Here is an 11,152-nt window from a genome sequence, read left to right as displayed (position 1 = left end):
ATGTCGATGGCTTCCCAGAGCGTGCGGCGGTCGACGTCGGGCCACAGGGTATCCATGAAGACCATCTCCGCATACGCGGACTGCCACAGCATGAAATTGGAGAAGCGCTGCTCCCCCGAGGTGCGCAGGAACAGGTCGACGTCGGGCAGGTCCGGCTCGTCCAGATAGCGCTGCACGGTCTTCTCCGACACCGAGGAAGCCCGCAGCCGCCCCGCCGCGACATCGGCAGCGATGGCGGCGGCGGCGTCGGCAATCTCCGCCCGTCCCCCGTAGTTAACGCACATGGTCAGCGTGCAGGTGGAATTGCCCGCCGTCTGGCGCTCGGCGGCCTCCAACTCGTTGACCACCGATTTCCACAGCCGGGGCCTGCGGCCGGACCAGCGGATCCGCACGCCCCAGGCGTCCAGCTGGTCGCGCTGCCGGCGCAGCACATCCCGGCTGAAGCCCATCAGGAAACGGACCTCTTCCGGGGACCGCTTCCAGTTCTCGGTGGAAAAGGCATACACGCTGACATGTTTGACACCGATTTCGATCGCACCCGCCATCACGTCGAGCAGGGCTGCCTCCCCCGCCCGGTGCCCCTCGGTGCGCGGCAGCCCGCGCTGGTTGGCCCAGCGGCCGTTGCCATCCATCACGATGGCCACATGTTCCGGCACCAGTGCCGGCGGCAGGGCCGGCGGCACGGCGCCGGAGGAATGCGGCCACGGCCGCTGCGGTTTCCGGGAAGTCGGGGTCACACTCGCTCCACATGCTTGAGGGATTTCAGGGTTCGTTCAAGGTGCCACTGCAGATAAGCGGCCACGAGTCCGGCAGCTTCGCGGCGCGGGCCGGAGGCGGACGCGTCCGCTGCTGGCCAATCCGCCGAGAGCAGGGCCGCCAGCAACTGCATCGTCTCCGGTGCAGGCGAGGCCGATCCCGGCGGGCGGCAGTCGTGGCACACCGCGCCGCCCAGTGGAGCAGCGAAGGCAGTATGCGGGCCGGCGGCGCCGCAGCGGGCGCAGGCGTCGAAACTGGGGGCCCAGCCCGCCGTCGCCAAAGCCCGCAGCAGGTAGGAATCAAGAATCAACTCGGGGGCGTGCACGCTGCGGCTGAGGGCAGAGAGCGCACCGATGACCAGCCCGTACTGGGCTCCGGCCGATTCACCGTCGACATCGGTCAGTTTTTCCGCCGTTTCGCAGATGGCGGCGGCGGACGTGTACTTGGTGTAGTCGGCCGCAATGTCCCGGCCGTAGGGACCCACCATTTGCGCCTGGGTGACGATGTCCAGGCTGCGGCCGGAGACGAGCTGCAGGTCCGCCACCATGAACGGCTCCAGCACGGCGCCGAATTTGCTGCTGGTCCGGCGCACACCTTTGGCCACCGCCCTGATCTGGCCGTGCTGCTTGGTCAGCAGCGTGATGATCCTGTCCGCTTCGCCCAGTTTGTGGGTCCGCAGGATGACGCCCTGGTCCCGGTAGGTGCGGGAGGCGAAAGATCTGTTGGACACCGTTCCATTCTCCCACTACGCGGGGCCTCCCCGCCGCGAAACGGCAGGGAGGCCCCGAAGGGTTTGTTTCCTAGAGCGAGCCGACGCTCTTGGCCGCTTCGTCGCGGATGGCGCGGTTCACTGCGGAGACCACGGCCTTGAGCGAAGCCATGGTGGTGTTGGTGTCGATGCCTATGCCCCACAGCACCCGGTCGCCCACGGCGCACTCGACGTAGGCCGCTGCCCGGGCGTTGCCGCCCTCGGACAGGGCGTGCTCGGTATAGTCCAGCACCCGCACATCCACGCCGTCCTCCCGGAAGATTTCCAGCAGTGCGGCGATTGGTCCGTTTCCTTCAGCCGTGCGGCGGCTCTGGACGCCGTCCACGCCCATGGTGGCCGTGAGCTGGAAGGATCCGTCGTCGGCGCTGTCGGTCTTGACCGATCCCAGCGTGTAGTGGCCCCACTGGTTCTCCGGGGTCGGCAGGTACTCGTCGTTGAAGGTCTCCCACAGCTGTGCCGGGCTGACTTCGCCGCCCACGGTGTCGGTGCGGCGCTGGATCACGCCGGAGAATTCGATCTGCGCCCGGCGCGGCAGGTCCAGCTTGTGCTCATGCTTGAGCAGGTAGGCCACGCCGCCCTTGCCGGACTGCGAGTTCACCCGGATGACCGCTTCGTAGCTGCGGCCCAGGTCCTTGGGGTCCACCGGCAGGTACGGCACCGCCCAGACCAGGTCGTCCACCGTCTTGCCTTGGGCGGCAGCGTCGGCCTCCATGGCCTCAAAGCCCTTCTTAATGGCGTCCTGGTGGGAGCCGGAGAAGGCAGTGAACACCAGGTCGCCGCCGTACGGAGAGCGTTCGGGAACCGGCAGTTGGTTGCAGTACTCAACGGTCCGCCGGATTTCGTCGATGTTGGAGAAGTCGATCATCGGATCAATGCCCTGGCTGAACATGTTCAGCCCCAGCGTCACCAGGTCCACGTTGCCGGTCCGCTCGCCGTTGCCGAACAGGCAGCCTTCGATCCGGTCGGCGCCCGCCAGGTAGCCCAGTTCCGCCGCAGCCACGCCGGTTCCACGGTCGTTGTGCGGGTGCAGCGAGAGGATCACGTTTTCCCGGTTGTTCAGGTTCCGCGACATCCACTCGATGGAGTCGGCGTAAACGTTCGGGGTGGCCATCTCCACGGTGGCCGGCAGGTTCAGGATGACGTTGCGGTCCGCCGAGATTTCAAAGACATCGGTGACGGCATTGCAGATGCGGGCGGCGAACTCCAGCTCGGTGCCGGTGTAGGACTCGGGCGAGTACTCGTAGGTGATCTCGGTGCCCTTCAGGCCCTCTTCGTACTTGCGGCACAGCCGGGCGCCCTGCAAGGCGATGTCCACGATGCCGTCCTGGTCTTCGCGGAAGACCACCCGGCGCTGCAGCACGGAGGTGGAGTTGTACAGGTGCACGATGGCACGGCCGGCGCCGGCGATGGACTCGTAGGTGCGCTCGATCAGGTGTTCGCGGGACTGGGTGAGGACCTGGATCGTCACATCATCGGGAATGCGGTCGCCTTCAATCAGCTGGCGGACGAAGTCGAAGTCGGTCTGCGACGCGGACGGGAAACCGACCTCGATCTCCTTGTAGCCCATTTTCACCAGCAGATCGAACATTTTGTGCTTGCGCTCGGGGCTCATCGGATCGATCAGCGCCTGGTTGCCGTCGCGCAGGTCCACAGCGCACCAGCGCGGGGCCTGGGTCATTACTTTGTCCGGCCACGTGCGGTCGGGCAGGTCTACGGTGATCTGGTCCTGGAAGGGAATGTACTTATGGATGGGCATTCCGGAGGACTTTTGTGCGTTTCGCATTTTAGTGGTGTGGCCTTTTCTCAAGAGAGCTAATTGAAGAATTTTGGCCGGGCAACAAAAACTCCGCAGCGAGGGTTCGGCCTGTCAAACAGTAGTTCGCGTGGCCTCGCCGCGGCAGCTAAGAAGGAGCATTCCTGCGCGCACATTGTCACCCTAGCACGGTGCGTAGGATGTCAGGGAATAGATGAAAGCAACCATGAAATGAGGCGCTCCGTGAGCCGCTCAGGCATCGTATTGTCCAACATCGACCCGGCCGTCCGCCCGCAGGACGACCTGTTCCGGCACGTTAACGGGAAATGGCTGGCGGAAACGGCCATTCCTGACGACCGGCCGCTGGAAGGTTCCTTCACCGCCCTGCGTGACGCCGCGGAAGAATCCGTGCGGGCGATCATCGAAGACGCCGCCAAGCACCCGGACCCGGCGAGCCCCTCGGGCAAGATCGGCGTGCTCTATGCCGGCTTCATGGACACCGAAACCGTGGAGGCCAAAGGCTTTTCGCCGTTGGCCGAGCAGTTTGCGGCCATCGCGAAGATCTCCGACCGGGACGCGCTGCGCGAGGTCATCGGCTCCTTCAGCCGCAGCGGTGCTGCTTACCCGTTGGCGTTCTTCGTCAACAACGACGCCGGAGACCCCACCCGCTACCTGATCTACCTGTACCAAGCGGGGCTGGGACTGCCGGATGAGGCCTACTACCGCGAAGAAGAGTTCGCGCAGGTCCGCGAGGCCTACCGCGGGTACGCCGCGACGATGCTGCAGCTGGCCGGCTTCGATCCCGCCCAGGCCGACGCCGCGCTGGCACTGGAGCGCAAGCTGGCGTCCGGCCACCTGGACAAGGTCTCCTGCCGGGACCCGCAGCAGACCTACAACTTGCGCACGGTTGAGCAGGTGGCACAGGTGGCCGGCTGGATGCCGGAGTGGCTGGCCGCGCTGGGGCCTGAAGCAGGCAGCGCCGGCGAACTGGTGGTCTGCCAACCCGAATTCCTGCGCACCTTGGACGGGCTGCTGGACAGCGAACCGCTGGAGGCCTGGCAGGCCTGGCTGAGGCTCCAGGTGCTGACGACGGCGGCGCCCTACCTTCACGAGGAGGCAGTCCAGACCCACTTTGGCTTCTACGGCCGCACCCTCAGCGGCACCCCGGAGCTGAAGGACCGGTGGAAGCGCGGCGTGGCCCTGGTGGAAGGCGCCCTGGGCGAGGCCATTGGACAGGAATACGTGGCGCGGCATTTCCCGCCGGCGCACAAGGAGCGGATGAATGAACTGGTCGCCAACCTGCTGGCCGCCTACCGCGAGAGCATTTCCGCCCTGCCCTGGCTCAGCGGCGCCACGATCGGCAAAGCGCTGGAGAAGCTCGCCGGTTTCCGCACCAAGATCGGCTACCCGGAGAAGTGGATCGACTACTCCAGCTTTGTGCCCGGCGACGATGTCTGGGCCAACGTCCAGGCCGCGAACGAGTTCGAGGTCCGCCGCAATCTGGCGAAGCTGGGCGGGCCCATCGACCGCACCGAATGGCACATGACGCCGCAGACGGTGAACGCCTACTACATGCCCACCATGAATGAAATAGTCTTCCCGGCAGCAATCCTGCAGCCGCCCTTCTTCGACGCCGACGCCGACGCTGCGGCCAACTACGGTGCCATCGGGGCGGTCATCGGTCACGAAATCGGACACGGCTTTGATGACAAGGGATCCCAGTACGACGGAACCGGCGCCCTGCGGAACTGGTGGTCGGACGAGGACCGGGCCGCTTTCGAGCAGCTCACCGGCAAACTGGTGGCTCAGTACGCCGCGCTGACCCCGTCCGAGGCCCCCGGAAGCACCGTCAACGGCGAACTCACGCTGGGCGAAAACATCGGCGATCTGGGCGGGCTGGCGATTGCGTACCGTGCCTACCGGCTGAGCCTGGCAGGCGAGGAAGCCCCGGTGATCGACGGGCTGACCGGCAGTCAGCGGTTCTTTTACTCCTGGGCCGAATGCTGGCGCCAAAAGATGCGTTCCGAAGAGGCGGTGCGGCGGCTGGCAATCGACCCGCATGCCCCGAACGAATTCCGCTGCAACCAGGTGGTGCGCAACCTGGACGCGTTCCATGAGGCCTTCGCCACCGTCGCCGGCGACGGACTGTGGCTCTCCCCGGACGAGCGCGTCAGGATCTGGTAGCGCCCGCTAAAAGGCGCCGGACTGCTGGCAGGTTACCTGGTCGGCGGTCTGGCCCTTGAAGCCGCCGGCCACACCGCCGGTCGCTTTCAACCGCTCGCCGCTGGCAAAGTCCTTGCCGACCGAGAGCGCGACTCCGTAGTAGTCTCCGGAGACCAGCACGTTGGCCTTGGGGACATTCAGTTCCTCGGCCAGGGCGAGGGCGACCTGTTCGAACCCCGAGGAATAGAAGAGCTGCGTGGTCGTCCGTTCGGCTTCGCCCGCCGCCGGAGCCGCCTGGACGTAGCCCAGTCCCTTCAACTGCTGTGCCAGCTGCTTGTCGCGGTTAGCCGCGCCGGAGGCGTTGATGACCTCGACGGGCTGCACGGCCGGATCGAAAGGCAGTGCCGGCTTCCCGGTGGCCCCGTTCTCCCCCGGCGCCGTCGTCGCTCCTGCCGTGGCCCCTGCGTCGCCGGTCGCCTTCGGCGATGCCCCGGCGTCCGCGCCGGATCCGGAATCCGGACCCGCCGTGTCCGTGGACGCCGCACCGGGCACCCCGGCGGCGTTGACCTCGGCTGCGGTGACATCGCCGTCCTGGCGAAGAATGCGGAACAGCTCCTGCGCCGGCCCCTCGTCCAGTACCAAACGGTTTGGGTCCGTCGGAGCGCTCTGCGTGGGCAGCGCGATGAACGCGACTTTCCCAAGATTCACGTCTTTGACCCGGTCGGCCAAGGCCAGCAGCCTCGGAATCTCGGCCAGCCCGTCGTCCACGGTGAGGTTGCGGACCACTGCATCGGCGATGGAGTAGAGACGGGGCACGTTGGTCAGGGTGCCTTCGGACTGGATTTTGCGAACCATGGAGGCCAGGAAGCTTTGTTGCGCCCGGATCCGGCCCCGGTCTCCGCCGTCGCCGAAGGAGTGGCGGGTGCGCAGGAACGCCAGCGCCTGCTCGCCCTGCACGGTGCTCACGCCTGCCGGCAGCCGCAGCTTCGAGTAGGTGTCATTAATCGGCTCATTGACGCAGACTTCCACGCCACCGATGACCGTGGAAAGCTCCTTGACCGCGTTGAAGTCCGCCATCATGAAGTGGTCGATCTGCAACCCGGTCATCTTATTCACCGCGGCCACGGTGCATCCGGGCCCGCCGTAGCTCAGTGCTGCATTGAGCTGGGCGGACTGCTGCTCGGGATAGACCTCGCCGGTCTCCGGGTCGGTGCAGCTGGGGATGGTGGTCAGCAGGTCGCGCGGCAAACTCACGACGGTGACTCGTTCCCGGTCCGCTGACAGGTTCACGAGCATCATCACGTCGGATTTTCCCCGGCCGGCTGAATCTCCGTCCGAGCCGTATTTGCCGCCGGTGCCTTCCCGCGTGTCGGTACCCAGGATGAGGATCTGCACGGGATCACGGCTGAGGTCCACCGGCAGGCCTGCTCCTTCGGTGCCCAGGTTCAGCGGCGAGGTGCTGATGCTGTCGCGCAGGGCCACGATTTTGAAGACGACGACGCCAACGCCGGCCGCCAGAGCGAGTGCCAAGGCACCGGCCACGAGCTTGAGCCACAGGCGGTTGGGTCCCCGTCCCATGTGCCGCGGGGTGGTTCCCCGCGACGGCACACGCCGCTGCGGTCCGGAACCGTCCGGGACCCGGCCCGTCGGGACCTGGCCGGCGGAGGCCTGCGGTTCATCACTGAAACTGTCGCGATGAACCACGGAGTTCCCCTCTGCACGTTTGGAAGTTATGAAAAGATCCTTGCCTGCCCCGGATCGGGCCGGTAAGTATTCTACGGGCTGCAGCTGCGGAAAGTTCCCGACGGCGCCCCTGCTCAGAAGCCGAGGCGCACCAGCTGCTTGGGGTCCCGCTGCCAGTCCTTGGCGATTTTCACGTGCAGGTCCAGGTAGACGCGGGTGCCCAGCAGACCCTCGATGCCCTTGCGGGCGCGCGTGCCCACGTCTCGCAGCCTGGCTCCGCCTTTGCCGATGATGATCGCCTTCTGGGAGGGACGCTCGACGAACAGGTTCACGCGCACATCAAGCAGCTGATTGTCGGCGCCGCGGCCTTCCCGCGGAACGATCTCCTCGACGACTACAGCCAACGAGTGCGGCAGTTCGTCGCGCACGCCCTCCAGGGCTGCTTCCCGGACAAGTTCGGCCACCATGACGGCTTCCGGCTCATCCGTGAGCTCTCCGTCGGGATACAGCGGCGGCGACAGCGGCATCTGCCGGACCAGGACGTCGGCGACCGTGTGCACCTGGTCGCCCTTGGCTGCGGAAACCGGCACGATCTCGGCGAAGCCGTCCGGACCGAAAACCTCCGTGCCCAGCGCGGACACGGCCAGCAGCTGCTCGGCCAGCGCCTGCTTGTCCATCAGGTCGGTCTTGGTGACAAGGGCCACCACCGGTTTGCGGGAGAGCCCGGCCAGCTGGTTGGCGATGAAACGGTCGCCGGGGCCGATCTTTTCGTTGGCCGGCAGGCAGAAGCCGATCGCGTCGACTTCCGCCAGCGTGTCGGCCACCAGGTCGTTCAGCCGCTGCCCCAGCAGCGTCCGGGGACGGTGCAGCCCCGGGGTGTCCACCAGCACCAGCTGGGCATCCGGCCGGTGCACAATGCCACGGATGGTGTGCCGGGTGGTTTGCGGTTTCGCGGACGTGATGGCGACCTTCTGGCCAACCAGCGCGTTGGTCAACGTCGATTTGCCGGCGTTGGGCCGGCCCACCAGCGAGACGAAGCCGGCGCGGTAGCCTTCCGGCCAGCCGCTCGACGGCATCGCCATGGCCTTGTCGGTGGTGTTTTCGGGGTTGGTCATCGTTCCCTCTCCGTCCCGGGCAAGCGGGCGGCATCATTGGCGGCAGCAGAGCCGTCGTCGTTAACGGACTGGTCCGGGGCCTGCGCTTGGTACCACGCCAGGACATGGCTGACGCGGTTGCGCCGCCCCTCCAGCCGTTCTGCCAGCAGATGCAGGCCTCCCAGCTGTACTTCGCTGCCCACGATCGGCACCCGGCCCAAGGTTTTTGCCAGCAGTCCGCCGACGGTGTCCACCTCTTCGTCGTCCAGTTCCAGTCCGAACAGTTCCCCCACGTCCTCGATGCTGGTGCGGGCGCTGACGCGGAAGAGGCCGTCGGGCAGCGACTCGATCTCGGGGCGCTCGGTGTCGTACTCGTCGACGATTTCGCCGACAATCTCCTCGATCAGGTCCTCCAGGGTAACCAGACCGGCGGTCCCGCCGTATTCGTCGATCACGATGGCTACGTGCGTGCTCTCGCGCTGCATTTCCTGCAGCAGCTCACCCACCGCCTTGGACTCGGGAACGTAGCGGACCTCGCGGCAGATCTGGTCCACCAGCATGCCGGCACCGTGGTCACCACGGCCATGGATCTTGGCGGCGACGTCCTTGAGGTAGAGGATGCCTCGGACCTGGTCGGCCGTATCCATGATCACCGGGATCCGCGAATAGCCGGACTGGAGGAACAGCGTCATGGCCTCCTGCAGCGTGGAGCCGGAGTCGATGGTGAGCATGTCCGTGCGCGGCACCATGACGGCACGGACCTTGGTGTCGCCCAGTTCGAAGACCGAGTGGATCAGTTCGGCCTCGGTGTCCTCGATCATGTCGGACTCGTTGGCCCGGTCCACGAGCTCGCGGAATTCCTCTTCGGTGAAGAACGCGGCATCGGCACGCGGCGCATTAGGGGCGACCACGCTGCCCAGGCGCACCAGCCACCGGGGCACCGGTCCCAGCAGCGCGCACAGCAGCCTGACCAGCGATGCGGTGGAGAGCACGACGGCGCTGGCGTGCATCCGGCCCAGTTGCCGCGGAGAAACCCCGACCAGCACGAATCCCACGGCGGCCATCGTCACGGTGGCGAGCAGCCCGGCCAGCCAGATGTTGTCGAGCAGATCATGGAACAGAAGCGCGATCGCCACGGCGGCGGCCATTTCGAACCAGACGCGCCAGAACCGCAGCCCGTGCATGTGGGCCGCCGGAGAGGCGAGGATGAGCCGCAGGCTGCGGCTGCGTCCGGAACGCAGCAAGTGCTCGGCATCGTGGCGCGGCAAGTAGGTGAAGGCCGCCTCGGCAGCGGTGAGCACTCCGGCGAAGAGCGTGAAAGCCAACGTCATGCCGGCAAGAATCCAGAGCATCGTCGCGTCTCTACAGCGTGGTTTCGGTGGGGGCGGCCTTGCCCGTAAAGGACGACAGCAGCTGGCGCTGCAGACCGAACATTTCTTCCTTTTCGGCCGGCTCCGCGTGATCGAAACCGAGCAGATGCAGGATGCCGTGCGTGGTCAGCAGCAGCATCTCGTCAAACAGGCCGTGGCCGGCGCTCTGCGCCTGCTGCTGCGCCACCTGCGGGCAGATCACAATATCGCCGAGAACTCCGGGCGGGCCCGGCTTCATGGCGGTACCCGGGCGCAGCTCGTCCATCGGGAAGGACAGCACGTCGGTGGCACCGGGCTCATCCATCCACTCAATGTGCAGACGTTCCATCGCTTCGGTATCCACCATGATGATGGAGAGCTCCGCTTCCGGATGGACATAGAGCGAATCCAGCACGAACCGCGCCAGCCGCACCAACTCTTCTTCGTCCGCGGCGATGGTTGATTCGTTGTTGACCTCGATGCTCATGCTCCACCCTCCGGGCCGGCTTCCGTCTTCCGTCTGGCAGCGGGCGTGCGCCGCGGTGCGTGGCCGCCCGGGGTCCGGCGGCTCTCGTCCCAGCGGCTGTAGGCCGTGACGATGTCGCTGACCAGCCGGTGGCGGACCACGTCGGTGGCATCCAGCTGGGAGAAACGGACGTCCTCCACACCGTCGAGTATTTCGCTCACGATCTTCAGGCCCGAGCTGGTGCCGCCGGGAAGGTCGATTTGCGTCACGTCGCCGGTCACGACCATTTTGGAGCCGAAGCCGAGCCGGGTCAGGAACATTTTCATTTGTTCCGGGGTGGTGTTCTGCGCCTCGTCCAGAATGATGAAGGCATCGTTGAGCGTGCGTCCGCGCATGTAGGCCAGCGGAGCCACCTCGATGGTGCCCGCGGCCATCAGCCGGGGAATCGACTCCGGATCCATCATGTCGTGCAGCGCGTCGTAGAGCGGGCGCAGGTACGGGTCGATCTTGTCGCTGAGCGTGCCCGGCAGGAAGCCCAAACGTTCCCCGGCTTCGACGGCCGGACGCGTCAGGATAATGCGGTTGACTTCCTTGTGCTGCAGTGCCTGCACAGCCTTGGCCATCGCAAGGTAGGTCTTGCCGGTGCCGGCGGGACCGATGCCGAACACCACGGTGTGGTTGTCGATGGCTTCGACGTAGTTCTTTTGATTCAGGGTCTTGGGCCGGATATTGCGGCCGCGCGAGGAGAGGATGTTCAGGGTCAGGACCTCGGCGGGCCGCTGGACCGACTGTTCGCCGAGCATGCGGAGCAACTGGGCGACCACCTGCGGGGTGACCCGCGTATCCTTGGCGGCCAGGGCCCTGATCTCTTCCACCAGGTTCAGTGTCAGCTGGACCGCGTCAGCGGGTCCGGAAATAGAGAGTTCGTTGCCGCGCACATGCAGGTTCACATCGCTGAACTCCGACTCGATGACCCGCAGCACCTCATCGTGGGCGCCGAGCGCCTTGACCATGTGTTCCGACGAATCGAAATGGACGGAACGGCTGCTTGATCCCAGCGGATCGACATCCAGGCGTGATTGGGACATAGTCCGGCCGATGTGGCCTTTCATCGCTCCT

General features: G+C 66.1%; 9 protein-coding genes. 1 reads left to right on the top strand and 8 read right to left on the bottom strand.

The genetic code is table 11. From position 1 onward, the window contains the following. From AC5RWT_RS29545 to leuA, 3 genes are all read right to left on the bottom strand, one after another. The coding region (locus AC5RWT_RS29545) for an isoprenyl transferase (RefSeq protein ID WP_494083309.1) at window positions 1-737 on the bottom strand (737 nt) is incomplete at its 3' end. Further along, window positions 734-1,486 carry a DNA repair protein RecO gene (gene recO, locus AC5RWT_RS29540; protein WP_494083308.1) on the bottom strand — a complete coding sequence of 251 codons (753 nt, stop codon included), beginning with the start codon at window positions 1,484-1,486 and terminating at the stop codon, window positions 734-736. The genes recO and AC5RWT_RS29545, both read right to left, overlap by 4 nt. Before the next feature lie 70 nt (window positions 1,487-1,556). Then, window positions 1,557-3,308 (bottom strand): 2-isopropylmalate synthase, encoded by a 1,752-nt coding sequence (leuA, locus tag AC5RWT_RS29535; protein WP_494083307.1) that lies wholly within the window; start codon window positions 3,306-3,308, stop codon window positions 1,557-1,559. A gap of 213 nt (window positions 3,309-3,521) precedes the next feature. Here leuA and AC5RWT_RS29530 point away from each other — a divergent pair, with 213 nt between their 5' ends. Next, on the top strand, window positions 3,522-5,462 hold the full coding sequence (locus tag AC5RWT_RS29530) for a M13 family metallopeptidase (RefSeq protein ID WP_494083306.1): 1,941 nt from the start codon (window positions 3,522-3,524) through the stop codon (window positions 5,460-5,462). A gap of 6 nt (window positions 5,463-5,468) precedes the next feature. Here the strand turns inward: AC5RWT_RS29530 and AC5RWT_RS29525 are convergent, their stop codons facing one another. The 5 genes from AC5RWT_RS29525 to AC5RWT_RS29505 all read right to left on the bottom strand — a co-directional run bounded on the left by AC5RWT_RS29525 (window position 5,469) and on the right by AC5RWT_RS29505 (window position 11,121). Beyond that, window positions 5,469-7,019, bottom strand: coding sequence for an LCP family protein (locus tag AC5RWT_RS29525; protein ID WP_494083305.1), 1,551 nt, complete (start codon window positions 7,017-7,019; stop codon window positions 5,469-5,471). Between the two features lie 239 nt (window positions 7,020-7,258). After that, window positions 7,259-8,206: a GTPase Era gene (gene era / locus AC5RWT_RS29520; protein ID WP_494083310.1), complete on the bottom strand. Its 948-nt coding sequence runs from the start codon at window positions 8,204-8,206 to the stop codon at window positions 7,259-7,261. A gap of 29 nt (window positions 8,207-8,235) precedes the next feature. Continuing rightward, entirely contained in the window at window positions 8,236-9,570 is a 1,335-nt protein-coding gene (locus AC5RWT_RS29515) for a hemolysin family protein (RefSeq protein ID WP_494083304.1), read from the bottom strand. A gap of 10 nt (window positions 9,571-9,580) precedes the next feature. Continuing rightward, window positions 9,581-10,054, bottom strand: a complete 474-nt coding sequence (gene ybeY, locus AC5RWT_RS29510; RefSeq protein ID WP_494083303.1) for an rRNA maturation RNase YbeY — start codon at window positions 10,052-10,054, stop codon at window positions 9,581-9,583. Beyond that, entirely contained in the window at window positions 10,051-11,121 is a 1,071-nt protein-coding gene (locus tag AC5RWT_RS29505; protein WP_493968017.1) for a PhoH family protein, read from the bottom strand. Before AC5RWT_RS29505 ends, ybeY begins: the two co-directional genes overlap by 4 nt. Window positions 11,122-11,152: the final 31 nt, after the last annotated feature.

The sequence above is a fragment of the Arthrobacter sp. Dra40 genome (assembly GCF_059091905.1).
This window is presented reverse-complemented; position numbering and strand designations above follow the sequence as displayed.